Genomic DNA, 23,009 nt, shown 5'->3' on the forward strand with positions numbered 1-23,009 from the left:
ACGGAGGGGGAAGAGATGGGAGAAAAATGAGGCACTAACGGTTAAACTGCCCGATGACAGGTATATCATCGGGCATAATACGATTATGCGAGAACCAAATCCCCCTGCGGATGGCAGGAGCAGGCCAGTACGTAACCTTCAGCGATTTCGGCGTCGGTCAGCGTCATCGTGCTGCTCACCGTATATTCACCGGAAACCACCTTCGTTTTACAGCAGCCGCAAACACCCGCACGGCAGGCGGCGACAACCGGAACTTTGTTGCTTTCCAAAGCCTCCAGCAGTGTGGTGCCAACAGGTGCGTAAAATTCTTGCGCCGGTTGCAGTTTGGTGAATTTCAGACCGCTGGTTGCTGCTTCCGCCACTGGCGTAAAGAACTTCTCTTTAAAGAAACGCGTCACGCCGAGCGCTTTCACTTCCTGTTCTACCCAATCCATATACGGAGCCGGGCCACAGGTCATCACAGTACGAGAGGCTAAATCAGGAACGCTTGTCAGCAGTTCACGTGTCAGACGTCCGGCAACGAATCCCTCCGTAACATCGTTTTCCGCTACCAGTGTCACCGGGTAATTACGCCACTCATCCGCGAAAATGACATCCTGCGGCGTACGCACGTTGTAGATCACCTGCACATCCGCCTGCGGGCGATTTTTCGCCAGCCAGCGACGCATCGACATAATCGGTGTGACGCCGCAACCGGCCGCCAGCAACAGGAATTTATCTTCTGCTTTATCGTCGCAGGTAAATTCCCCCATCGCGTCCGAAAGCCAGAGGTAGTCACCGCGTTTTACATCGCGGGTCAGCCACTGGGAACCGACACCGTCATCAATCCGCCGCACGGTCAGAGTGATGTATTCACTCACGCCTGGCGTGGAGGAAATGGTGTAAGCACGCAGCGTTTCCGCTGAGTTTCGCACGCTGACCAGTGCATATTGCCCGGCGCGATATGGGTAGTAATCGTGGCAAATCAGGGAAATCGTCCACACATCCGGCGTTTCTTGCGTAATGTGATGAACCTGCATCCGCCAGGGGCATTGATTGGTTGGCATCGTCATCGACAAACTCCTTACGCGCTCAACAGTTGCTTCATATCTTCTTCAACAGTGGTGATAGAACGCAGGCCGAATTTCTCGTTCAGTACCGCCAGCAGGTCTGGCGTCAGGAAGCCAGGTGCAGTCGGGCCGGTAACGATATTTTTCACGCCCAAAGAAAGCAGCGTCAGCAGAATAACAATCGCTTTTTGTTCGAACCAGGAGAGTACCAGCGACAACGGCAGATCGTTGACACCGCAGCCCAGTTTTTCTGCCAAAGTGACAGCCAGAATAATCGCTGAGTAAGCATCGTTACATTGACCAGCATCTACCAGACGCGGCAGACCTTCGATATCGCCGAACTCAAGTTTGTTAAAGCGATATTTACCGCAGGCGAGAGTCAGGATCAGGCAGTCATCTGGCACGCTGGTGGCGAAATCGGTGAAGTAGTGGCGCTCGCCGCGTGCGCCGTCACAGCCACCGAGCAGGAAGATATGACGCAGTTTTTCACGGCTCACCAGATCAATCAGCGTATCCGCCGCGCCAAGCAGCGTCTGACGACCAAAGCCCACGGTGATCAGGTGCGGAATTTCGCTGTACGGGAAGCCCGCCATTTGTTGTGCCTGGGCAATAACTGCTGAGAAATCATCACCATCCAGATGACGCACACCCGGCCAGCCAACGATGCTGCGGGTCCAGATACGATCGTCATAAGCCCCTACGGTTGGGTCGATGATGCAGTTCGAGGTCATCACGATAGGTCCAGGGAAGCGAGCGAACTCTACTTGCTGATTCTGCCAGCCGCTGCCGTAGTTACCGACCAGATGCTTGAATTTACGCAGCTCCGGGTAGCCGTGGGCAGGCAGCATTTCGCCGTGAGTGTAGACATTAACGCCCGTGCCTTCGGTCTGTTCCAGCAAGTTGTAGAGATCTTTGAGATCGTGACCGGAAATCAGAATGCATTTACCCGCCGTCGCTTTGACGTTGACCTGAGTTGGCGTCGGGTGACCGTATTTACCGGTTTCGCCTGCGTCCAGAATGCTCATCACTTTGAAGTTCATCTGGCCGATTTCCATGGAGCACTCGAGAAGTGCGTTCATATCGGCAGGCCAGGTACCCAGCCATGCCATGATTTTATGGTACTGGGCGTAAATATCGTTGTCATATTGACCGAGAACGTGCGCGTGTTCCATATAGGCGGCAGCACCTTTCAGGCCATACAGGCAGAGCAGACGCAGGCCGAGAATGTTTTCGCCAATCGCCGCTTTATCTTTATTGGGAGTAAATTCCGCCGCCTGACGTTGCAGTTCGCCGAGATCGTCACTCACCAGTTGCAGGTCAGCCATCGGGTTATCGACGTGGGCGTTGGCATCTACAGCCAGGCACTGTGCTTTCAGCGCCTCGCGCAGGGCAATTGCTTCACGAGCGTAGCCGACAATACGCGGAGAATCGAAGTTAACGTTAGTCAGGGTTGAGAAAAATGCGCGCGGCGCGAAGCTGTCTACATCGTGGTTGATGATGCCGTATTCACGCGCTTTTACCGCCCAGGCCGAAAGCCCTTGCAGCGCCGCAATGAGTAAATCCTGAAGGTCAGAGGTTTCCGCCGTTTTACCACACATCCCCTGCGCGTATGAGCAGCCGTTTCCTGCCGGAGTACGGATAGTTTGTTCACATTGCACACAAAACATGATCACACCTTTTAAAGTTATATTTAATATACATGTTTAAGATTAAGACGCTTAACACGGGGATAAAAGGGATTTTTCATCCAACTTTAAGGGAGATTGATTTAGCGCAATTTTGGCGGCAGGGATCTACCGCCAGAGAGGTATTACGCGGAGAAAAAGGCGATGAGGATAGGTACTAACAGGCTGAGAATAAAACCGTGAACAATCGCCGCCGGGACCATATCCAGCCCGCCAGTACGTTGAAGAACGGGCAGGGTGAAATCCATCGAGGTTGCACCGCATAAGCCCAGTGCAGTCGAGCGGCTACGGCGAATCAGCCCAGGGATCAACATAATAGCAATCAGCTCACGGGCCAAATCATTAAAAAACGCCGCGCTCCCGATTACCGGACCAAAAGATTCGGTCAATAAAATACCGGAAAGAGAATACCAGCCGAAACCGGAAGCCATTGCCAGCGCGGTATTGATGGGAAGATCAAGAATAAAGGCGTTAATTAAACCACCAATTAAAGAACTGGCCACCACCACCACAGCGACAATCATTCCCCGGCGATTAAGGACAATCTGCTTTAAGGTCATGCCATTATTGCGCAACTGAATACCGACGAGGAAAAGTAGCAGAATTAACGTGTATTCGCTGGCTTCCGTAGCGTGTTGTAAGAAACCTAATCCGCTAAGGCCAATAGCAAAGCCAATCACCACCACACCGCAGAGCTTGAGGGACTCCAGCGCCATCGCAATACGTGACGGGAGTTTTTCTTGCTGATGGTGGTTGCGCCACGGTAGGCCTCGCTCCAGCCACATCAGGGCGGCAATATTACACAGTAAAATAACGGTAATACTGACGGCGGAATAATGCAGAATCGCCAACAGGTTACTGGCGAGGTTATCGAGAAACGCCAGACTGATACCCATAAAAAAGAGAATAAGGTAAACCATCCAGCTTAATAGCTGATTAATAACCTTTAATGCAGCTTTTTGGCGAAGCGGAATGAGGTAACCCACAATCAGGGGAACCAGAATGATTAACAGCCCAGAAAACATGAAAAACCAGTCCTTGCAAAGAAAGAAGTCGAAATGCGCGATGACACACTACTGAAAGCGGAAGGACGAGTAAAGTTGCAATTAAAAGGAAATGTTATGCATAAGGATCGGTAGGGTATTCATTTTCATTTAAAGATATTCTTGCGCTTTAATTACAAACCGCACCGGTGTTGGTGGCGTCAAAATCGCCGAGGCGTTCCCTGAAGGCCGGGGCAGCCCACATGGATGTGGGCTGAGGGCGCGTTTTACCGGGATGTTACCTCGCGCCCGACCCGGTAGCCGCAAGGGATAAGTCGAGGGCACCGCGCAGCGGCGATTTTGTTCGCCAGAGCCCGGGGGGGCAGGGGGCGGCGGCGATTGGCCGCCCCCTGCGCGCTCCCTGCGCCAGTGACTATATGTGGCTTAACACATCAAGGAGCGCAACAGGAAGATGAATCAATATATTTAAAAAAGGCCTGACATTGCGCCAGGCCTTCTGCGTTAATTAATTACGTTTTTCCAGCAGAGTCCGGTAAATCAGACCACCGATAATACCGCCGATAATTGGCACTACCCAGAAGAACCACAGTTGTTCTAACGCCCAGCCGCCCTGGAAGATGGCAACCGCAGTACTGCGCGCCGGGTTAACGGAAGTGTTAGTCACCGGAATACTGATTAAGTGAATCAGCGTTAATGCCAGACCAATGGCAATTGGTGCAAAACCCGCCGGAGCGAATTTGTCGGTTGCGCCGTGGATCACCAGCAAGAAACCTGCACTCAATACCAGTTCAACTACCAGCGCGGAAAGCATGGAATAACCGCCTGGTGAATGCTCGCCATAACCGTTAGAAGCAAAACCGCTGGCTGCCGCGTCAAATCCCGTTTTACCACTGGCAATTAAATACAGCAGCGCCGCTGCAACAATACCGCCGACAACCTGGGCAATTACGTAGCCAACGACTTCTTTTGCCGGAAAACGTCCGCCAGCCCATAAGCCAATAGTGACCGCCGGGTTAAAATGACCACCAGAAATATGACCAACAGCGAAGGCCATCGTCAGAACGGTTAAACCGAATGCCAGCGCCACGCCGGCAAAACCAATGCCTAATTCCGGGAAGCCTGCGGCCAGTACGGCACTACCACAGCCACCAAAAACAAGCCAGAAAGTACCAAAACATTCAGCTGCTAATTTTCTGAACATATCCACCTCAATTAAAAATTGACCCTGTGAAAAATATGGTCGTTTTATAGGGTCGTCGTAAAAAAGTGACGACGGAAATAATGCGCGGCTATTTTAAAAACGAAGGCGAGTCATTCACCAGATAAATAAATCCAGTAAATTTGATTTAGGGCAACAGCGGGTTGCCCCATATAGTCATTTGTCTGATTGACAGTGTAGTGCAAGCAAAAGATTTAATCCTTTAGGCGTAATAAAAAATAATTTATCATGCTAATTATTTGATTTTGTTGTTTTTGCAGACTTATCAGCAAGAGGGAGTATAACGCGATTATTCGCTCATTTTTCAGACATTTGCCATGCTTAAATGTGATGTCATCACGTATTAGCAAGGCCTTTCCCGTTATACTGCCAGCGTAAAGGATAAGTCACATATTTCTGGAGGGGATATGATTCTTGAGCGCGTTGAAATTGTGGGTTTTCGCGGTATCAACCGTTTGTCGTTGATGCTGGAACAAAACAACGTCCTGATTGGGGAGAACGCGTGGGGTAAATCCAGCTTGCTGGACGCCTTAACTCTGCTGCTATCGCCAGAATCAGATCTCTACCATTTTGAGCGCGACGATTTCTGGTTCCCGCCGGGAGATATCAACGGGCGAGAACATCATCTGCATATTATTTTGACCTTCCGCGAATCGCTGCCAGGCCGACATCGGGTTCGCCGCTATCGGCCGCTGGAAGCGTGCTGGACGCCATGCACCGATGGTTATCATCGAATTTTTTATCGCCTGGAAGGAGAGAGTGCGGAAGATGGCAGTGTGATGACACTCCGCAGTTTTCTCGATAAAGACGGACATCCGATTGATGTCGAGGATATTAACGATCAGGCACGCCATCTGGTGCGTTTAATGCCGGTGCTGCGCTTGCGTGATGCCCGTTTTATGCGCCGTATTCGTAACGGCACGGTGCCAAATGTCCCTAATGTGGAAGTCACCGCGCGCCAGCTCGATTTCCTCGCCCGTGAGTTATCCTCACATCCGCAAAATCTCTCTGATGGGCAGATTCGTCAGGGACTTTCCGCAATGGTACAGCTGCTTGAGCATTATTTCTCTGAACAGGGGGCCGGACAAGCGCGATATCGTTTAATGCGGCGGCGGGCCAGTAATGAGCAACGAAGCTGGCGCTATCTGGATATCATCAACCGGATGATTGACCGACCAGGAGGGCGCTCGTATCGGGTTATTTTGCTCGGCCTGTTTGCTACTTTATTGCAGGCAAAAGGCACATTGCGACTGGATAAAGACGCCCGTCCATTGTTGCTGATCGAAGATCCAGAAACCCGTTTACACCCCATTATGCTTTCAGTTGCCTGGCATCTGTTGAATCTTCTGCCATTGCAGCGCATTGCCACCACCAACTCGGGTGAGTTGCTTTCGTTAACGCCGGTAGAGCATGTTTGCCGTCTGGTACGTGAGTCCTCTCGCGTTGCCGCCTGGCGTTTGGGTCCGAGTGGCTTGAGTACCGAAGACAGCCGACGTATCTCTTTCCACATTCGTTTTAACCGTCCGTCATCGCTGTTTGCTCGCTGCTGGCTGCTGGTGGAAGGCGAAACGGAAACCTGGGTTATCAATGAACTGGCGCGTCAGTGTGGACATCATTTTGATGCCGAAGGGATCAAGGTCATTGAGTTTGCCCAGTCCGGGCTAAAGCCACTGGTTAAATTCGCCCGCCGGATGGGGATTGAATGGCATGTACTGGTCGATGGCGATGAAGCAGGGAAGAAATATGCCGCTACGGTACGCAGCCTGTTGAATAACGATCGGGAAGCCGAACGAGAACATTTAACGGCGTTACCGGCGCTGGATATGGAACATTTTATGTATCGCCAGGGATTTTCCGATGTGTTCCACCGCGTGGCGCAGATCCCGGAAAATGTGCCGATGAATCTGCGTAAAATTATCTCGAAAGCGATCCATCGCTCTTCCAAACCCGATCTTGCCATTGAAGTGGCAATGGAGGCAGGACGTCGTGGTGTGGATTCCGTACCGACGCTGCTGAAAAAAATGTTCTCACGCGTGCTGTGGCTGGCGCGCGGTCGCGCGGATTAACCGCGAAACATCGTGGCCATTTGTGGCTGAATAGCGTCGAGCATCTCATAGCGCCGACGGTATTCAGCCCGTTTTTTACTGGCGATTTCGGCAATCTCTTTTCGTGCTATCTGTGCCGGAAGGCGGTAATGGCGTTCAGCATCACATACGCCGCCAACCGACTCCCAGAACGCGTTGTAATCAGCATGGATCTTGCCTTCTTTATCGCGATAACGCAGGCTGCGGTAAATATGTGTTTCATTGCTGACGGCAATGATCTGCTCTACCTGCAAACGTTGGGCAAACAGACAGGCCGCTTCCATCACGAGACGTTTGGGAAATAGCCCGTGGCAGGCTTTCGTCGCATTCTGGATTTCCTGATGTGGAATTTCCCATTTCGCACCTTGCAGCCCGCCAATAAACATTGTTCTTTTCCCCTGGTATTCACACAGAGTAAAGGTGATCTCTGCCAGAGGAATACCTTCGCTGTTGCGGAACAGGATTGTGCTGTCACCTTCTTTATCCATTGAGATCATCATGGTCAGCTCAAGTGTGAACTGCTCGCCGTTTTTGCCTTCCAGCTTCGCCAGTTGCAGCCCGGGAGTATTCAAATATAAGCTGAATTCTTCTGCCGACATGCAGGCACGAAGCAATGCATAATGGTAACGTAACGCCTCCAGCAATTGCTTGCGGCTAAGATTCGCCGCAAGGTAAGGGCGATGCAGACGCACAGGCAGTCGCGGCTGGCGCGTTAACAACACATGGAGATTCGGCCAGTGGGAAAGTTCGTTCATCCACTCAACGCTTAAACGCGGCATAATCAACGAGCGCAGCAAAAATTTCTGGCGAAAACTACGGCGATGCCAAAATTTACCCGGCCGACACTGTCCACGTGCCAGACTAAGAAAAAGTGACAGGCTGCTGAGAGATTCAGATGGCGTAAAGGTCCGTTCAGTTAGCTGCGACATATTCATGAAATCAATGGTTATACATAACGTCGATTTCACCATGGCGTATCTTAACCAAACATCAATAGTGTGATTACTAACGTAAATTTTAGGGTTTTGTTGATATTTCGTTGAAGTTAATGACCCGGATTGGCATATGGAGTATTCAGAATATTTATGAAAAAGCGGAAAACCGTGAAGAAGCGTTACGTTATTGCGCTGGTGATAGTCATTGCCGGGCTGATTACGTTATGGAGAATTCTTAACGCACCCGTGCCGACTTATCAGACGCTGATTGTGCGTCCAGGCGATTTACAGCAAAGCGTGCTGGCGACCGGAAAGCTGGACGCGCTGCGTAAGGTTGACGTGGGTGCACAGGTCAGCGGTCAGTTGAAAACGCTGTCGGTGGCGATTGGCGATAAAGTAAAAAAAGACCAGCTTTTAGGGGTTATTGATCCTGAACAAGCTGAAAACCAGATCAAGGAGGTGGAAGCAACGCTGATGGAGCTACGCGCGCAGCGGCAGCAGGCGGAAGCGGAGCTGAAACTGGCGCGGGTGACGTATTCCCGTCAGCAACGTCTTGCACAAACGCAGGCGGTTTCACAGCAGGATCTCGATACCGCCGCGACGGAGATGGCTGTGAAACAGGCGCAAATTGGCACCATTGACGCGCAAATCAAGCGCAATCAGGCCTCACTCGATACGGCTAAAACCAATCTCGATTACACCCGCATCGTTGCCCCGATGGCCGGGGAAGTCACGCAAATCACCACTCTGCAAGGCCAGACGGTGATTGCCGCACAACAAGCACCGAACATTCTGACGCTGGCAGATATGAGCACCATGCTGGTAAAAGCGCAGGTTTCTGAAGCGGATGTAATCCACCTGAAGCCGGGGCAAAAAGCCTGGTTTACGGTGCTTGGCGATCCGCTGACGCGCTACGAGGGGCAAATCAAGGATGTGCTACCGACGCCGGAAAAGGTTAACGACGCTATTTTCTATTACGCCCGTTTTGAAGTACCCAACCCCAATGGTTTGCTGCGTCTGGATATGACTGCGCAAGTGCATATTCAACTCACCGATGTGAAAAATGTGCTGACGATCCCTCTGTCGGCGTTAGGCGATCCAGTCGGTGATAATCGTTATAAAGTCAAATTGTTGCGTAATGGTGAAACACGCGAACGTGAAGTGACGATTGGTGCACGTAACGACACCGACGTTGAGATTGTCAAAGGGCTGGAAGCTGGCGATGAAGTGGTGATTGGTGAGGCCAAACCAGGAGCTGCACAATGACGCCCTTGCTCGAATTAAAGGATATTCGTCGCAGCTATCCTGCCGGTGATGAGCAGGTTGAGGTGCTGAAGGGCATCACCCTCGATATTTATGCTGGTGAGATGGTGGCGATTGTCGGCGCTTCGGGTTCCGGTAAATCGACCCTGATGAATATTCTCGGCTGCCTGGATAAGGCCACCAGCGGCACCTATCGCGTCGCCGGTCAGGATGTTGCCATGCTGGACGCCGATGCGCTGGCGCAACTGCGTCGCGAACACTTCGGCTTTATTTTCCAGCGTTACCATTTGCTTTCACATTTAACCGCCGAGCAGAATGTTGAAGTACCCGCCGTCTATGCGGGTCTTGAGCGGAAACAGCGACTGCTTCGTGCCCAGAAGTTATTGCAACGACTGGGGCTTGAAGACCGTACAGAGTATTATCCGGCACAGCTTTCGGGTGGTCAGCAACAGCGCGTCAGCATCGCGCGGGCATTGATGAACGGCGGTCAGGTAATTCTTGCCGATGAACCGACAGGCGCACTGGACAGCCATTCCGGTGAGGAGGTAATGGCGATCCTGCATCAGCTGCGCGATCGCGGGCATACGGTGATTATCGTCACTCATGATCCGCAGGTTGCTGCTCAGGCAGAGCGGGTGATCGAAATTCGCGACGGCGAAATTGTGCGCAATCCTCCCGCCATTGAAAAAGTGAATGTTGCTGGCGGGACGGCACCTGTTGTCAAAATGGCCTCTGGCTGGCGGCAGTTTGTCAGCGGTTTTAACGAGGCGCTGACGATGGCATGGCGGGCGCTGGCAGCGAATAAAATGCGTACTTTACTAACCATGCTGGGGATTATTATCGGTATTGCGTCGGTGGTTTCAATTGTCGTGGTGGGCGATGCCGCCAAACAAATGGTGCTGGCGGATATCCGTTCTATTGGTACGAATACTATCGATGTCTATCCCGGAAAAGATTTTGGCGATGACGATCCGCAATATCAGCAGGCGCTAAAGTACGACGACTTAATTGCCATCCAGAAACAACCGTGGGTCGCCTCAGCCACACCTGCCGTCTCGCAAAACCTGCGCCTGCGTTATAACAATGTTGATGTGGCTGCCAGTGCCAATGGCGTGAGCGGCGATTATTTCAATGTCTATGGCATGACCTTCAGCGAAGGGAATACCTTTAATCAGGAACAGCTGAATGGCCGTGCGCAAGTCGTGGTTCTCGACAGTAATACTCGCCGTCAGCTTTTCCCCCATAAAGCAAATGTGGTTGGCGAGGTTATCTTGGTTGGTAATATGCCAGCGAGAGTCATCGGCGTGGCAGAGGAAAAACAGTCGATGTTTGGCAGTAGTAAAGTGCTGCGCGTGTGGTTACCTTACAGCACGATGTCCGGGCGAGTTATGGGCCAGTCGTGGCTGAACTCTATTACTGTCAGGGTGAAAGAAGGATTTGACAGCGCTGAGGCGGAACAGCAACTCACGCGTTTACTTTCACTGCGCCACGGTAAGAAGGATTTCTTTACCTGGAACATGGACGGCGTCTTGAAAACCGTTGAAAAGACCACACGTACTTTACAACTGTTTCTGACGCTGGTGGCGGTGATTTCGCTGGTGGTGGGCGGTATTGGTGTAATGAATATTATGCTGGTGTCAGTGACCGAGCGGACGCGGGAAATTGGCATTCGCATGGCTGTAGGTGCGCGAGCAAGCGATGTTTTGCAACAGTTTCTGATCGAAGCCGTACTGGTTTGCCTGGTCGGTGGCGCGTTGGGAATAACACTGTCACTGTTAATTGCTTTCACCTTGCAGCTTTTCTTACCCGGCTGGGAGATTGGTTTTTCACCGTTGGCGCTGCTGCTGGCGTTTCTCTGCTCGACGGTCACCGGGATTTTATTTGGCTGGTTACCCGCACGAAATGCGGCACGACTGGATCCAGTAGATGCTCTGGCACGAGAGTAATTTTTGAGATAAAAATGCCAGCCGATCGGGCTGGCATTTTGCCTTTAGGATGTACACAATGAGACAGAAGAGCTATGCGACTGCCGCTTCTACTTCGACGGGCACAATAACACTGGCGTGATTGCCTTTTGGCCCCTGGTGGACATCAAACTGAACGGATTGTCCAGCTTTTAGCGTTCTGTAACCATCCATCTGAATGGTGGAATAATGAGCGAAAATATCTTCGCCGCCGCCTTCAGGGCAGATGAAACCAAACCCTTTGGCATTGTTGAACCACTTAACAGTACCCTTTTCCATGCTTCGACATCCTTCGCAAATCTTATACAAGTAAGATGGAATAAACCGGGGTCAGAGAGGGGGCTGTTCAAAACCTCGCCAACTCTAGAAATACAATTTAGAGAATTAGGGCGAGCCGTCAAGCATTTGACAGGGGCCAGGGGGCAGGTATGAATCAAAAATTTGAAGCAGTTAACGCTATTGACAGGAATGTGACAGATGTCGCTGATGCCAACGATAGATGATAGTTATTTATCAGTTAGTGTTCGCGGGTGTTCGCCGTGGTGTATCTGTCTCATTTATTGCTATGATTATAAAGGAAAATTTCGTTTTTCTTGTTCGCCCTTGTTCGTCGCTGTTTGCCCTTGTACGATGCACGGTGTAGTCAATGGTGTAGTTAATTTTGATGACCGGAAATGCGAAACATGAGCAGGGCAATTCATAGACTTAGCGACACTCTTTTACGAAAATTAAGCGGATCACCAACCACAAAAAACGCCTTTTTTAATGACGGTGGCAATCTTAGCGTAAGACATTCCACCAGCGGCCTGTTAACCTGGTATTTCACTTACAGGGCTGGAACTGGTAGGCAGGTATCACCGGAACGTCTGAGACTGGGCAATTATCCCGATCTGAGCCTGAAAGCAGCCAGGGAAAAAGCGGCACAGTGTCGCGCCTGGCTGGCTGAGGGGAAAAATCCGCGCTATGAACTTAATCATGCTGTACAGGACGCGTTAGCCCCCGTGACGGTTAAGGAAGCGCTCACTTACTGGCTTGAATCGTACGCAAAGGAAAAGCGCACTGACTACGAATCACTGAAAAGCCGGATCAATAAACACATAATCAGCCAGATTGGCGCTATGCCACTGGAAAAATGCGAGCTACGGCACTGGTTGGCATGTTTTGACCAGATGGCAAAGCGAAGCCCAGTATCTGCCGGATTTTTGCTACAGGTATGTAAACAGGCGCTTAAGTACTGCCGAAAACGACGATACGCAATCAGCAACGTTCTTGATGATATGGTTGTCGGTGATGTGGGAAAAAAAGCAGAAGTGAGCGAGCGCGTACTAACAAACAAGGAGCTTGGGGAATTACTCCGCGCCCTGGATAACAAAATATTCCCGCCGTACTACAGCGCCCTAATTCGCCTCCTGATTGTTTTCGGATGCCGTACCACCGAGCTAAGGCGCTCAGAGGTGCAGGAGTGGGATTTTAAAGAAATGCTCTGGACAGTACCGAAGGAGCACAGCAAAACGAAGGTCGCCATATTCAGGCCAATACCGGAAAGCATTTTGCCGTTCGTCACGAAGCTGGTGGAGCAGAACAGACACACGGGCTTATTGCTTGGTGAACTGAAAGGACAATCGTCGGTAGCAGAGTACGGAAGAACAGCGCACAGACGAATTAATCAAGCACCCTGGACGTTACACGATATCCGGCACACATTTACAACCATGCTGAACGATTTAGGCGTGGATCCGCATATTGTCGAGCAGCTTACAGCCCACCAGATGCCAGGGATGCAACGAGTCTATAACCACTCCCGCTATCTTGATGCAAAACGTGATGCTCTTAATCTATGGGTAGACCGTCTCGAGCTTCTCCAGAACAATGATGAAAAAATCGTTGTTATGACCCCGCGAATTTACACCCAAAATTCTTGACAAATTACGGCTGTTTTTTCTTTAAGAGATTACAGCCGTGAATAAATCGTAGAATATCGGAAAATATCTGCAAATATCTTCGCTTTATATATGTCAACCATCGAAAAAATTGGAATATCTTCTTCTGAATTTTTATTCTATGTTTCTTGATTGTTCCAATACCTGATGGTTTATCTATTTGTTTTTAATGAGATAATTCAAGCAAACCGCCAAATGACGCCATTTTTTGTTGCGTCTCTGAAAAACTCGTGACACGATTTTAAACACTAACGAGCTTCTACGAACCTTAGCGAACAAAGCCTTTAGCAAGGTTGTGTTTTTAACTTAAGAGGTGAAAAAGAATCTAAGTAATATCCGGTCTCATATATCTACAGCTAAGAGAAAAGTTTATATACGTAATTTTTATGTAGGTTTTTGTATGCGTGAAATAAATGAAGATCGCGTAATCCGTGAGGATGAATGTCGTAAGTTAACTGGAGTGTGCCGCACTACACGCTACGAACTGGAGAAAAAAGGGCGATTTCCGTCACGCCTTAATCTGGGCGGTCGTTCTGTAGGTTGGCTGCTGTCCGAGGTTATGGAATGGGTTAAAAGCCGGGATCGCATTAATTCAGGCAAGGCAGCGTAAAGGGGAGTATATGGCACATAAAACAAAGGCGACCGGGGGCGGTCGCCAGTGGGAAAACACTAAACATAAGCCCGAACATCATAGCGATTTGCTGGCTGGTGGGCAATCTGTCAGGTTTGCACCAATGACTCTAGGTTTAACCGAGGGTCATTATGGTGAATATGCTGGCTTGCTGGTGGGCTATTCCTGCTCTTTAATATCGCTATGTCGCGATGTTTTCCAGGTATGTGGCCCTAATTTTGTGCGCCTGTACTCTTTAAGGAACGTCTCAAGGACAAACGCACACGGCGCGAATCTGTCTGATTCATGCTCGTGCGTCATATTTTTGCGACGTCTCTTCCGGGTTGGTGATGGTATTTTTGTTAACTTTTTATTGTTCATAATGGCCTCCTGCATAGCAATGCGCCGTAGTTCCTCACACCACGGCATTGATAGTTTTTATCCTTTAGATTCTATGCCGCGTTGCTGTAATTCTTTGCGGATTATTCGCTTTATCCAGGCTGCAAGAGAATCATCGCCGTCCTGTTGTTGTGCTTTTTCCATCTTTTCCCGTAAGTCAGGATCTAAACGGAACTGGAACGGAGGATTACCACGCCTTTCGCTTTTGTGTGTTGACACGTCAATTACACCTCATGTAATGTATTTATGTGTAATTACACATTACACACAATCAGAGCAAAAAGTAAAGCCCTGCAAGTGTCGGTACCACTGGCAGGGCCTCTAACCACCAACGATAGCAGAAGTATCGAGGTAGCTATGAGAAATCATACCACACACCCGCAAGGGCGGGACTCGCACAACCTGAATAAAGCGGGTATGAAAAACCTGTTGATCGCCACTGCCAGCCAGGGCTATGATTTACCCGCACCAGCAAAATCTGGTGCCGGGATTGGCGTCCTGGTATTTAACGAAGCGCACAACACGCGCCCTGCGTGTTTTTTTGTGCCGGATAGTCACACCTTATCAATGGTGGGCTGTATGGGGGCGGAGCAATCCGCGCCGGGTTCTTCGTTAACCGGTTACGCCAACCCTGTACAGTCCACCGCCAGCGAAATTGGCGTTTCCTGCGGTGGGTTTATTAAACCTAACGAAGAGGCTGCCAACATGGCTACTACCCCTACCCTTGTACATTCTCAAATTGCCTTTATCTGGCGCTTTATCATCTTTGGCGCGTCAGAGTCCCAAATCATCCACGTCACCGCCTGGACGGAACGCGAAGCGCGTAACCATTGCCCGTCAGGTTGTGTCGCTGTATTCGCCGCCCGTATTCGTCAGGGGGTACGCTATGTGCAATAAAAACACGCCGGACGCAGCAGGCGAAGCACTGAAAGTACTGATACATGCGCTTGTGGATATAAATTGCATGGTAGAGATCATGGAGAGGAAATCACAGTCGGAGTACGACAAAAGAAAATTTAAAACAATAAAAATAATTACCAAAAACTCGCTGACAAAAGCTACAGGCATCCTCAATGAGGACACTAAAAGAATCAGGGAGAAACTGTGTGATGCATAAAATACCTTTTGATGTTCTTATTCATTCTGAGAATGCATTAATCCGCGCAAAGGAAATGGAGGCATTATTACTTAAGTTAATGGAAGTGCCGGAAAATGGCGATGAATCATATCCCATGATGTTTTCTGCCGTGCACACATTATTAACGCCAGTAATTAATGAATTAAATACGGTGATGGCAATTCACGAGAATAATAAAGCGCATCACACCGGAGAATAAAAACCATGAAACAGAAAAATTCTGGCTTTACTGCCAGCGGCCCCGCTCGGCCTGAAATCCGCCCAGGCGATATTTTCAAAGATAAATATGGTGGACGAATAACGATAAAAACCGTTGACGATTTTCGCGTGACTTATATCCGCGAAGGTTATGCGCATCCCTGCGTGTCGTCTCATATGCGTTTTGAGAGTGAGTTCACCCTGGTAAGTAAAGCGCCACCAGCAGAATTAAGCGACATCGACAGAATCATGCGCGTTACAGGAATGGAACGCATTAAGGCAGTACGTGAAATTATTCGTGAACGGGGAAAGGCAAAATGAAACTGGCACCGAACGTAAAAAAACAGCCTCGCGGAATAAAAAACAAAGACACAGAGGTAATTATTTTCGCGGGTAGTGATGCCTGGTCGCATGCACAACAGTGGCAGGAGAAGGACGGTCCCGCATCCGGCGATAATGTGCCGCCTGTGTGGCTTGGGCCAAATCAGCTTGCCGAACTTGATGCGCTGAAAATTGTTCCGGATGAAAAAAAACGCGTAAGGCTGTACCAGGCCGGAGAACTGGATTTAGTGGAGATCAAAAAGATTGGTCAGAAGCTGGCGGCGGCAGATATTCAGGATGCGAATTTTTACCCTGAAGGAATGCACGGCCAGAAGTGTGAAAACTGGCGGCGCTATCTGAACGTTGAGCGTCAGAATCTTTCTGCAGATCTGGTAATTAAGCTTCCGGTAAAGAAAAAAGCCACTACAAGCCCGGGTGATGATGAATTAAAGCCCCGCGTTGAAAGTCGCGCCGATGGTGTTTTCTGGGTAACGCCCAAAGTGGATAAGCAGTCAGGAGAAATTATCCGGCCTGAGACGTGGTTATGTTCTCCGCTTGAACTACTGGGAACTGGCACGATTGGTAAAGAGCATTACCGCGTGATGCGCTGGAAAAAGCCAGCAAATCATGAAGTCATCACAATGGCGATTCCGTGCGGTGGCATTGGCGACCGTGACGGCTGGCGGCTACTGAAAGACCACGGACTGAACGTAACAACCAACGGCAAATACAGGGCTATCCTGGCTGACTGGATGCAGTTAAGCGGAAGCCATGAGGAATGGCAGTTAAGCACAACAACGGGCTGGCATTTTGGCGCGTACATCATGCCGGACGGTTCGGTCATTGGTGAGTCTGAAAAACCGATTCTGTTTACCGGAAAAAGTGCCGCTGTTAATGGCTATTCGGTTGCGGGTACGGCGGAGGGCTGGCGCGACTGCGTGGCGCGGCTGGCTGGTGGCAATCCGTCCATGATGCTGGGTGTTGCCACGTCACTGGCAGCACCTTTGATTGGCCTTGTTGGTGCGGACGGCTTCGGGGTACATCTTTTCGAACAGTCATCGGCAGGGAAAACCACCACGCAGAACATCGCATCAAGTTTATGGGGAGAGCCGGACGCACAACGGCTGACCTGGTACGGCACGGCGTTAGGCATCGCCAACGAGGCAGAGGCACACAATGACGGGCTTTTACCCCTGGATGAAATAGGCCAGGCCGGAAACGCGCGGGAGGTGTCCACATCGGCTTATACGCTGTTTAACGGTTCCGGGAAATTACAGGGAGCGAAGGACGGCGGCAACCGGGAGATCAAACACTGGCGAACTGTGGCAATCAGTACCGGAGAAATGGACGTTGAAACATTCCTCAAAACGGAGGGGATAAAAGTCAAGGCGGGGCAGCTTGTCCGTCTGCTTAACGTGCCGATGGAAAAAGCCACGCAGTTTCACGAATACAGCACCGGAAAGGCACACGCAGACGCGTTAAAGGATGCCTGGACAGCAAATCACGGGGCGGCGGGTCGTGAATGGGTTAAATGGCTGGCAGACCACCAGCAGGAGGCAAAGGACACGGTAAGGGCATGCCGTGAACGGTGGCGCAACCTGATACCGGAGAGCTACGGCGAGCAGGTACACCGCGTGGGTGAGCGTTTCGCCATACTGGAGGCCGCGCTTGTGCTTTCCGGTCATGTTACTGGCTGGGATGAGCAGGAATGCCGCGATGCCATTCAGCATAATTTTTATGCCTGGGTGAAGGAATTCGGTACGGGCAACAGGGAACACAGGCAGATTATTGAACAGGCTGAGGCGTTTCTTGCGGCCTATGGCCTGAGCAGGTTCGCCCCTGTCAATTATGACCCTGCCAGCCTGCCGATTTCAGAACTGTACGGCTACAGGGAAAGCGACGGACGTTATGACGAGCCTGTTTTGTTTTACGTGCTGCCGGAGCCGTTTAGCTCACATGTGGCGAAGGGATTTAACAAGGATGCCGTAGCAAAGACCCTTCATGAAGCCGGAATGCTGAGAAAACCAGCCAGCGGGCGGGGATGGCAAATCAGGACACCACGACTAAAACACCTGAAAGGGGCGCGGCTAAGAGTGTATGGCCTTTTGCTGACACAGGACCACGATGCTGAAAATGATTAATCTCGCGTGTAGGAGGTAAAAATATGTTGTCCCAGTCGTCCCAGTAAGCAACAAGCAATCGTAACACATTGAATTACATATATTTCACTTACAAAAAGTGGGACAACAGCGGGACAATATTCAGGCATTTTGGGACAACATAGCGGCATTTTGGGACGACACGACATGTATTTTTTACCGTGCTGGAGGGTGGGACAACACAAAAAACCTCATGTCGTCCCAAAATCGCCTTATGTCGTCCCACTTTGTGGAGTGTGTTTTTAATAAAATCAACAGGTTAACATTAAGTGGGACAACCGGGACAACTGGGACGACGTGTTTTGTATATATATACGAAAAATCGAGATCTGAACTATGAAGTTAAACCGCAAACAACCACACTACCGCGCCATTGACCTTACAGAGCACTGGCTGAGGGTGGCGATAAAAATCATCGACCGCAACGCGGGAGAAGGATACGCGAAAGCACATCCCGAACTGATAAGCGCATTCATGGCCACGGCGGCGGCAAATTTTGCCACGCTGACAGAGCGGGAGATTGCCGAAGCGGAACAGGTGACAACCATCAACGTTAAAACCGGAGAGCAGACAGCATGACAGCACAGATAGCGGCTTACGGGCGGCTGGTGGCTGACCCGCAGTTAAAGACCACCAGCAAAGGGACACAAATGGCGATGGCGAGTATGGCGGTTCCCCTGCCATGCAGCCAGGCAGATGACGGAACGGCGACGATGTGGTTATCCGTCCTGGCGTTTGGCAGACAGGCCGATGCACTGGCCAGGCACCAGAAAGGCGAACTGGTGAGCGTGGCGGGTAACATGCAGGTAAGCCAGTGGACAGGCCAGAACGGCGAAACGCGGCAGGGCTGGCAGGTCATCGCAGACAGCGTAATCAGTGCGCGAACGGCGCGACCGGGCGGCAAAAAAGGTCAACAGGGCCAGGCTACTGACGCACTGAACAGGGCAAAACAACAGGCGGGAAATGATGACCCGTACGGGGATAACATCCCGTTTTAATTCACAACAGCGAACAGAGTAATTACAGGGGAAGGCATGACAACGCTGACCATTAACCGAAAACCGAAAGGCATTTACGGCACGCAGTCAGAAACGACGCAGGCGGCACAGCAGCAGGATAAAACCACATCGGCGCATAAAGTGATACCCGGCAATCAGAACGCACAGCAGAGCCGCAAAGGGCAGCCCACAGGGGTGACACCGTGGCGGCATATGACCAAACGCCAGCGCAAAAACCGCAGACGCGTTAACCGCCTTATTGAGCTGTGGCCTGATTTATTCAGCCGGGAAACACCGAAGCCGCTTAAGGTGGGGATATTCGACGACCTGATGCAGGATCTCGCCGTCAGGGGGCTGGCATTCGGGCCAGGGGCATTACGTGCGACGCTGGCATCTTATGCGCAGTCTCCGCGCTATTACCGCGCCTTAATGGCTGGTGGTGCACGTTACGACCTGAAAGGCCAGCCATGTGGGGAAGTGACACCACAGGAACAGCAGGAGGCAGAAACGCGGCTGGCAGCACTGAATGAAAAGCGCAAACGTCAGGCGACAAAGGAGAGGACAGGCGCATGATTCGTGACAGCAAAGCGGAAGAACTGGAGACTAAAGGCCTGTACCGGAGAGCGGCGGCGCGGTGGGCTGAGGTCATGCAGCTGGTGAACACCGATAAGGAGCGCGAACAGGTGGCAAAGCGTCGCGCGGAATGCATCCGCAAGGCAGCACGCCCACCCGTTATGGCGGATAACTTCGGGGCGCTGAAAGAGGCTGTAAACCGCACTCATGCGGTGATGGGGATGGAAGACGCGGGTAAATCCGTCTGGCGGAACTACCCGAAGCAGCCTGGCAGCAACCAGTGATGCCGGATATTATCCTGAAAAATGACCATCACTCCCGTGGGCGGATAACATAAAATTCTGCATATGTGCACACACACAGACGAAGCCGGAACACTCCGGCTTTTTTTACGGGTCCTTCCGGAGGGGGGCCTTACCGCGGGGCGACGGACGCGCGGAAAAAGGCTAATTTTTACATTTTCATCCGTCATCATCATCTTTCCAACATGTTGAATTAAAATGAAATATATTTTAACTATGTTAATTTGGGGTGTTTTTTGTTCAACATACAGAACACTTTTAACCCACTGAAAGATGAGCGCACGATACGCATTTAAAACTACCGGAGGACGAATGGATCGGGAGCTTAAAAACCTGAAACTTAATATCAATCAACTCGCAGAACTGGCGGGAGTTTGCCGCCAGACAGTAGCGAAAAGGCTAAAGGACATTCAGCCAGCCGGAGGGCATGAAAAATTAAAGCTGTACCGACTGACGGATATAATCAGCGCATTCATGAATATACCCGCCCCCGCATCACTCGAAGACATGGATCCACAAAGCCGTAAAGCCTGGTACCAGTCTGAGCGTGAGCGCCTTAAGTTCGAGCAGGAAACGGCTGAACTTATCCCCGCCGTGGATGTGCGCAGGGAGTTGGTTATTTTTGGGAAAATCTTAAGCGAGGAACTGGCAAAACTCCCCGACATTCTGGCGCGCGATGCAGGCATCAATCAGAACGCAGTAAACCGCGTCAGGCAGATTATTGATGACCTGTGCAGGCAAATTACTACCAGAGTGATACAGGCTAACGACTGGCACGACAGCACGCCGCAGGTAGTGCAGGAGATTCACCAGGGGGAATAATTCGCGGTACCGGAAAACATCCACCAGCAGGGAACGACAAAAAAATAAAAGCGCACCGCTAAAGATGCGCCTTGATTGAGGTTCAATGAGTAAGACATGCACACACATTGTGTCGCACCTCGTTCATTCTGGCAATGTATCAGGCTGGTGCGTGCGGTAAGCCTCCAGATTTGCGCAATGGTTCCGCCTGTGATGTTAAGGTTTGTTAAGTTGTTTTGCGCAGAGATGGGCGGAATAAACATTGATGTAAGCCCCGTAATTACTGGCCTTGCCACGTAAAAACCGCGAACAATGATCAGGTTGATCATGCTTAGAAATGCCAGGGGTATTTGCGCAAAAATGACAGGTAGTGCAGGAGATTCACCAGGTGGAGGATTCGCAACCATTCTCTTTATTTCTCGTCATCACGCTGACCTGTATTCAGCTGGTTGGTCTGTGGCACATCCCCGGATATTTAATTACACCTTACGGTAGCTATCTCCGGCGGGTCCTTCCCGGAACCTTAAGCGCCGGGGGTACGGGTACGCGCAATTCTTAACTGTTTATGAAAATTTTTCGGGAAAAGTCAGATCCGTTCTTCTTCTCTGTAACTCATTGTTTAATCGTAAAATCATCAAAAAAAGAAAGGATCTGGCAGTGGTCATTTTGGGACAAAAATGACGTTATCAGATCCTTTCTCAGTTTTGTTCAATAATTGCGCTGTTGTCGCTCACCTTTCTGTTGCCGTAATTTCTCCGGCACGTTTCCGGTTGTTTCCATCAGGTAGTCTTTCAGAATGCGGGGCAGATTATCGGCAGTTTTGGCGCACGCATTACAGGCCCGTGCTGTTTCCTTCCTCAGCCCATCGAGCATTGCCGGAGTCATCCCGGGGAACTGCCTTTGCATTGTGAGCGGTAAACTATCCATGATCGAAGAAATCTGACTCGCCAGTCCACGAAGCGCATAGAGCACGAACTCAGTATCTGTAACCTCCCCCGTCTCTCTGGCGTTCTTCAGTTCCTGCCCGTCAGCCTGTGCTTTGGTGAGACGGTAGCGTTCGTACTCTGTTGTGCCTGGCTGTAAATCTGATTCACCAGCAGCACGTAAATCATCAAGCTCCCTGCGGAGTTTTTCGTTTTCGATGTCCTTCTCCCTTTGTGCATACCATTCGATCACCTGTGCAGAGTCGAAAGTCACTTCCACGCCTTTTCCGCCACCAGATGTATGAGGAAGGCCCAGCGTCTGCCAGCGTTCAATTGTGCGCGGATCAACGCCGAAAATCTCCGCCAGTCTCTTTTTGTTAACATTCATCTATCAAATCCTCATCAAAAACCACCTCCGACATGAAACGCCAGAAAAACGGGATTTTCCGGTGTTATGGTGTCGTATGTTTATGATAGTTAATTTAAATAAAAACATAATGTTACATGCAAGAAGTACCGACATGCTTTTTCCCTGAAAAATTTTCATAAATAGTGAAAATCTGCGCGTCTGCCGCCCCGTGGTGTTAATGGTTCCGGAAAGGACCCGTGAAAAGTCTCCGCCCCTGTCCGGCAGTGTAAGAGGTGTTTTTTAGGGAGACCCTTTTCAGCCCATAAAACTGGAAAAATCACGGTTTTTTTAGTCTGCTGGTGGAGTGAGTTTTTTTAACGATGCCAGTAATGGCGCGGGTTGGGCGTGGTTTTGTCTGATAGGTTTTATCTATCAACTCTGCGCACACCTTCCCAAAAAAAAGTTTTCGATCCTGCGGCGATGCGAAGAAGGGTTGGTAGGCGGTCCCTGACATCCAGGGCCACAGGGATTTGATCTGCCCCTCCCGTTGATGATAACCGTTATCAATTACTCCACCAGCCGGCAGGACGGTAACAATACATCGGGCTACCCGTTCCGGTACTGGTTAATCCTGGCTTTCGCAATCAGCGTGACGTGATGGTGACATGCCGTGACACATCGTGACGCTACCAACAGCACAGGGGAGAACGGCAGAACGCGGGTAAAAAAATCCCCGTGATTACGGGGCAGAAGGATAATAACCATCAGGAAATGTTAGCTACCACAAAGCAAATAACCATGAACAACGATTAAGAGTACGGAGAATAACCGCTCGTTCATGCCGGATAATGCCACCAGGCCAGGAGAATGGCAATGCACGGACCATAACGCATCGCCACCAGCCTTGTGGGTTATCACGCAGCGGTACCGGGAGTCTGGTATCGTGATGCGGCATGATTCAGTGATAAGCATCACCGCTTCCGCTCACATTTGACACTGGCAACTCCATCTGGCAGGTGAAAATCAGATTTATTTATATATTTCAATTGATTGCGAACTGGTCTAATGACAGGGGAGAAAAAAGATTGTACAGGT

At 50.5% G+C, this 23,009-nt stretch carries 26 protein-coding genes; 17 read left to right on the plus strand and 9 right to left on the minus strand.

The genetic code is table 11. From position 1 onward, the window contains the following. Positions 1-83: 83 nt before the first annotated feature. The 4 genes from hcr to aqpZ all read right to left on the minus strand — a co-directional run bounded on the left by hcr (position 84) and on the right by aqpZ (position 4,939). The gene (hcr, locus tag QUE34_RS05135) at positions 84-1,052 is read right to left on the minus strand and encodes an NADH oxidoreductase (RefSeq protein WP_032302784.1); all 969 of its coding nucleotides are present in this window, start codon (positions 1,050-1,052) and stop codon (positions 84-86) included. Between the two features lie 11 nt (positions 1,053-1,063). After that, entirely contained in the window at positions 1,064-2,716 is a 1,653-nt protein-coding gene (hcp, locus tag QUE34_RS05140; RefSeq protein ID WP_000458799.1) for a hydroxylamine reductase, read from the minus strand. Between the two features lie 143 nt (positions 2,717-2,859). After that, complete coding sequence (lysO, locus tag QUE34_RS05145; protein WP_000491128.1) at positions 2,860-3,759, minus strand: L-lysine exporter LysO; 900 nt, start codon at positions 3,757-3,759, stop codon at positions 2,860-2,862. A 484-nt stretch (positions 3,760-4,243) separates the two neighbouring features. Beyond that, on the minus strand, positions 4,244-4,939 hold the full coding sequence (gene aqpZ / locus QUE34_RS05150) for an aquaporin Z (RefSeq protein ID WP_032302785.1): 696 nt from the start codon (positions 4,937-4,939) through the stop codon (positions 4,244-4,246). Positions 4,940-5,364: 425 nt separating this feature from the next. On the opposite strand from aqpZ, the gene QUE34_RS05155 reads away from it, so the two are divergent. Beyond that, a complete protein-coding gene (locus QUE34_RS05155) occupies positions 5,365-7,023 on the plus strand; it encodes an ATP-dependent endonuclease (protein ID WP_000599806.1) in 1,659 nt (552 codons plus the stop codon). Here the strand turns inward: QUE34_RS05155 and QUE34_RS05160 are convergent. Next, positions 7,020-7,976: a VirK/YbjX family protein gene (locus QUE34_RS05160; RefSeq protein ID WP_134736206.1), complete on the minus strand. Its 957-nt coding sequence runs from the start codon at positions 7,974-7,976 to the stop codon at positions 7,020-7,022. The two genes, QUE34_RS05155 and QUE34_RS05160, sit on opposite strands and share 4 nt — an antisense overlap. Positions 7,977-8,126: 150 nt before the next feature. On the opposite strand from QUE34_RS05160, the gene macA reads away from it, so the two are divergent. Further along, a complete protein-coding gene (macA, locus tag QUE34_RS05165) occupies positions 8,127-9,242 on the plus strand; it encodes a macrolide transporter subunit MacA (protein ID WP_000746460.1) in 1,116 nt (371 codons plus the stop codon). Beyond that, complete coding sequence (macB, locus tag QUE34_RS05170; RefSeq protein ID WP_103253273.1) at positions 9,239-11,185, plus strand: macrolide ABC transporter ATP-binding protein/permease MacB; 1,947 nt, start codon at positions 9,239-9,241, stop codon at positions 11,183-11,185. The genes macA and macB overlap by 4 nt, the downstream gene beginning before the upstream one ends. A 72-nt stretch (positions 11,186-11,257) precedes the next feature. Here the strand turns inward: macB and cspD are convergent, their stop codons facing one another. Further along, positions 11,258-11,482: a cold shock-like protein CspD gene (gene cspD / locus QUE34_RS05175; RefSeq protein WP_000410785.1), complete on the minus strand. Its 225-nt coding sequence runs from the start codon at positions 11,480-11,482 to the stop codon at positions 11,258-11,260. A 149-nt stretch (positions 11,483-11,631) separates the two neighbouring features. On the opposite strand from cspD, the gene yljB reads away from it, so the two are divergent. The 3 genes from yljB to QUE34_RS05190 all read left to right on the plus strand — a co-directional run bounded on the left by yljB (position 11,632) and on the right by QUE34_RS05190 (position 13,753). Next, entirely contained in the window at positions 11,632-11,706 is a 75-nt protein-coding gene (gene yljB / locus QUE34_RS05180; RefSeq protein WP_001406719.1) for a protein YljB, read from the plus strand. 180 nt (positions 11,707-11,886) lie between these two features. Then, entirely contained in the window at positions 11,887-13,125 is a 1,239-nt protein-coding gene (locus QUE34_RS05185) for a tyrosine-type recombinase/integrase (RefSeq protein ID WP_097449680.1), read from the plus strand. 418 nt (positions 13,126-13,543) lie between these two features. After that, positions 13,544-13,753, plus strand: a complete 210-nt coding sequence (locus QUE34_RS05190) for a helix-turn-helix transcriptional regulator (protein ID WP_001206972.1) — start codon at positions 13,544-13,546, stop codon at positions 13,751-13,753. 438 nt (positions 13,754-14,191) lie between these two features. On the opposite strand, the gene QUE34_RS05200 is transcribed toward QUE34_RS05190, so the two are convergent. After that, the gene (locus tag QUE34_RS05200; RefSeq protein WP_077170361.1) at positions 14,192-14,371 is read right to left on the minus strand and encodes a YlcI/YnfO family protein; all 180 of its coding nucleotides are present in this window, start codon (positions 14,369-14,371) and stop codon (positions 14,192-14,194) included. 198 nt (positions 14,372-14,569) lie between these two features. Here QUE34_RS05200 and QUE34_RS28540 point away from each other — a divergent pair, with 198 nt between their 5' ends. The 10 genes from QUE34_RS28540 to QUE34_RS05255 all read left to right on the plus strand — a co-directional run bounded on the left by QUE34_RS28540 (position 14,570) and on the right by QUE34_RS05255 (position 20,663). Then, the gene (locus QUE34_RS28540; protein ID WP_097449691.1) at positions 14,570-15,049 is read left to right on the plus strand and encodes a host cell division inhibitor Icd-like protein; all 480 of its coding nucleotides are present in this window, start codon (positions 14,570-14,572) and stop codon (positions 15,047-15,049) included. After that, positions 15,039-15,269 carry a hypothetical protein gene (locus QUE34_RS05215; protein WP_097449681.1) on the plus strand — a complete coding sequence of 77 codons (231 nt, stop codon included), beginning with the start codon at positions 15,039-15,041 and terminating at the stop codon, positions 15,267-15,269. The genes QUE34_RS28540 and QUE34_RS05215 overlap by 11 nt, the downstream gene beginning before the upstream one ends. Continuing rightward, on the plus strand, positions 15,262-15,489 hold the full coding sequence (locus tag QUE34_RS05220; protein WP_000549000.1) for a hypothetical protein: 228 nt from the start codon (positions 15,262-15,264) through the stop codon (positions 15,487-15,489). The genes QUE34_RS05215 and QUE34_RS05220 overlap by 8 nt, the downstream gene beginning before the upstream one ends. 5 nt (positions 15,490-15,494) lie before the next feature. Then, entirely contained in the window at positions 15,495-15,809 is a 315-nt protein-coding gene (locus tag QUE34_RS05225) for a DUF4222 domain-containing protein (protein WP_097449682.1), read from the plus strand. Continuing rightward, complete coding sequence (locus QUE34_RS05230) at positions 15,806-17,950, plus strand: DUF927 domain-containing protein (RefSeq protein WP_286338934.1); 2,145 nt, start codon at positions 15,806-15,808, stop codon at positions 17,948-17,950. Before QUE34_RS05225 ends, QUE34_RS05230 begins: the two co-directional genes overlap by 4 nt. Before the next feature lie 354 nt (positions 17,951-18,304). Beyond that, complete coding sequence (locus tag QUE34_RS05235; RefSeq protein WP_061892450.1) at positions 18,305-18,547, plus strand: hypothetical protein; 243 nt, start codon at positions 18,305-18,307, stop codon at positions 18,545-18,547. Next, positions 18,544-18,966 (plus strand): single-stranded DNA-binding protein, encoded by a 423-nt coding sequence (locus QUE34_RS05240; protein ID WP_089553105.1) that lies wholly within the window; start codon positions 18,544-18,546, stop codon positions 18,964-18,966. Before QUE34_RS05235 ends, QUE34_RS05240 begins: the two co-directional genes overlap by 4 nt. A gap of 36 nt (positions 18,967-19,002) precedes the next feature. Further along, positions 19,003-19,539 (plus strand): ProQ/FINO family protein, encoded by a 537-nt coding sequence (locus QUE34_RS05245; protein ID WP_061892452.1) that lies wholly within the window; start codon positions 19,003-19,005, stop codon positions 19,537-19,539. Further along, positions 19,536-19,823, plus strand: a complete 288-nt coding sequence (locus tag QUE34_RS05250) for a PerC family transcriptional regulator (protein WP_000617445.1) — start codon at positions 19,536-19,538, stop codon at positions 19,821-19,823. Before QUE34_RS05245 ends, QUE34_RS05250 begins: the two co-directional genes overlap by 4 nt. A gap of 330 nt (positions 19,824-20,153) precedes the next feature. Beyond that, the gene (locus QUE34_RS05255; RefSeq protein WP_130532855.1) at positions 20,154-20,663 is read left to right on the plus strand and encodes a DUF1441 family protein; all 510 of its coding nucleotides are present in this window, start codon (positions 20,154-20,156) and stop codon (positions 20,661-20,663) included. On the opposite strand, the gene QUE34_RS05260 is transcribed toward QUE34_RS05255, so the two are convergent. Continuing rightward, positions 20,648-20,971 carry a hypothetical protein gene (locus tag QUE34_RS05260; protein ID WP_235150673.1) on the minus strand — a complete coding sequence of 108 codons (324 nt, stop codon included), beginning with the start codon at positions 20,969-20,971 and terminating at the stop codon, positions 20,648-20,650. The two genes, QUE34_RS05255 and QUE34_RS05260, sit on opposite strands and share 16 nt — an antisense overlap. A gap of 59 nt (positions 20,972-21,030) precedes the next feature. Here QUE34_RS05260 and QUE34_RS05265 point away from each other — a divergent pair, with 59 nt between their 5' ends. Next, complete coding sequence (locus QUE34_RS05265; protein WP_157920044.1) at positions 21,031-21,201, plus strand: hypothetical protein; 171 nt, start codon at positions 21,031-21,033, stop codon at positions 21,199-21,201. A 149-nt stretch (positions 21,202-21,350) separates the two neighbouring features. Here the strand turns inward: QUE34_RS05265 and QUE34_RS05270 are convergent, their stop codons facing one another. Continuing rightward, a complete protein-coding gene (locus QUE34_RS05270) occupies positions 21,351-21,953 on the minus strand; it encodes a terminase small subunit (protein ID WP_097449685.1) in 603 nt (200 codons plus the stop codon). Positions 21,954-23,009: the final 1,056 nt, after the last annotated feature.

The organism is Escherichia sp. KS167_9B, from assembly GCF_030295215.1.
GTDB classification, from domain to species: domain Bacteria; phylum Pseudomonadota; class Gammaproteobacteria; order Enterobacterales; family Enterobacteriaceae; genus Escherichia; species Escherichia coli_F.

What these genes read in the sequence shown, in the direction of transcription:
- QUE34_RS05220 (WP_000549000.1), top strand. Translation starts at nt 15,262, where the DNA reads ATGCATAAAATACCTTTTGATGTTCTTATTCATTCTGAGAATGCATTA.
- QUE34_RS05240 (WP_089553105.1), top strand. Translation starts at nt 18,544, where the DNA reads ATGACAGCACAGATAGCGGCTTACGGGCGGCTGGTGGCTGACCCGCAG.
- macB (WP_103253273.1), top strand. Translation starts at nt 9,239, where the DNA reads ATGACGCCCTTGCTCGAATTAAAGGATATTCGTCGCAGCTATCCTGCC.
- QUE34_RS05230 (WP_286338934.1), top strand. Translation starts at nt 15,806, where the DNA reads ATGAAACTGGCACCGAACGTAAAAAAACAGCCTCGCGGAATAAAAAAC.
- QUE34_RS28540 (WP_097449691.1), top strand. Translation starts at nt 14,570, where the DNA reads ATGAAAAACCTGTTGATCGCCACTGCCAGCCAGGGCTATGATTTACCC.
- QUE34_RS05190 (WP_001206972.1), top strand. Translation starts at nt 13,544, where the DNA reads ATGCGTGAAATAAATGAAGATCGCGTAATCCGTGAGGATGAATGTCGT.
- macA (WP_000746460.1), top strand. Translation starts at nt 8,127, where the DNA reads ATGAAAAAGCGGAAAACCGTGAAGAAGCGTTACGTTATTGCGCTGGTG.
- QUE34_RS05260 (WP_235150673.1), bottom strand. Translation starts at nt 20,971, where the DNA reads ATGATCAACCTGATCATTGTTCGCGGTTTTTACGTGGCAAGGCCAGTA.
- QUE34_RS05255 (WP_130532855.1), top strand. Translation starts at nt 20,154, where the DNA reads ATGGATCGGGAGCTTAAAAACCTGAAACTTAATATCAATCAACTCGCA.
- QUE34_RS05160 (WP_134736206.1), bottom strand. Translation starts at nt 7,976, where the DNA reads ATGAATATGTCGCAGCTAACTGAACGGACCTTTACGCCATCTGAATCT.
- hcp (WP_000458799.1), bottom strand. Translation starts at nt 2,716, where the DNA reads ATGTTTTGTGTGCAATGTGAACAAACTATCCGTACTCCGGCAGGAAAC.
- QUE34_RS05225 (WP_097449682.1), top strand. Translation starts at nt 15,495, where the DNA reads ATGAAACAGAAAAATTCTGGCTTTACTGCCAGCGGCCCCGCTCGGCCT.
- QUE34_RS05235 (WP_061892450.1), top strand. Translation starts at nt 18,305, where the DNA reads ATGAAGTTAAACCGCAAACAACCACACTACCGCGCCATTGACCTTACA.
- QUE34_RS05155 (WP_000599806.1), top strand. Translation starts at nt 5,365, where the DNA reads ATGATTCTTGAGCGCGTTGAAATTGTGGGTTTTCGCGGTATCAACCGT.
- aqpZ (WP_032302785.1), bottom strand. Translation starts at nt 4,939, where the DNA reads ATGTTCAGAAAATTAGCAGCTGAATGTTTTGGTACTTTCTGGCTTGTT.
- QUE34_RS05185 (WP_097449680.1), top strand. Translation starts at nt 11,887, where the DNA reads ATGAGCAGGGCAATTCATAGACTTAGCGACACTCTTTTACGAAAATTA.
- QUE34_RS05245 (WP_061892452.1), top strand. Translation starts at nt 19,003, where the DNA reads ATGACAACGCTGACCATTAACCGAAAACCGAAAGGCATTTACGGCACG.
- QUE34_RS05250 (WP_000617445.1), top strand. Translation starts at nt 19,536, where the DNA reads ATGATTCGTGACAGCAAAGCGGAAGAACTGGAGACTAAAGGCCTGTAC.
- QUE34_RS05215 (WP_097449681.1), top strand. Translation starts at nt 15,039, where the DNA reads ATGTGCAATAAAAACACGCCGGACGCAGCAGGCGAAGCACTGAAAGTA.
- lysO (WP_000491128.1), bottom strand. Translation starts at nt 3,759, where the DNA reads ATGTTTTCTGGGCTGTTAATCATTCTGGTTCCCCTGATTGTGGGTTAC.
- cspD (WP_000410785.1), bottom strand. Translation starts at nt 11,482, where the DNA reads ATGGAAAAGGGTACTGTTAAGTGGTTCAACAATGCCAAAGGGTTTGGT.
- hcr (WP_032302784.1), bottom strand. Translation starts at nt 1,052, where the DNA reads ATGACGATGCCAACCAATCAATGCCCCTGGCGGATGCAGGTTCATCAC.
- QUE34_RS05270 (WP_097449685.1), bottom strand. Translation starts at nt 21,953, where the DNA reads ATGAATGTTAACAAAAAGAGACTGGCGGAGATTTTCGGCGTTGATCCG.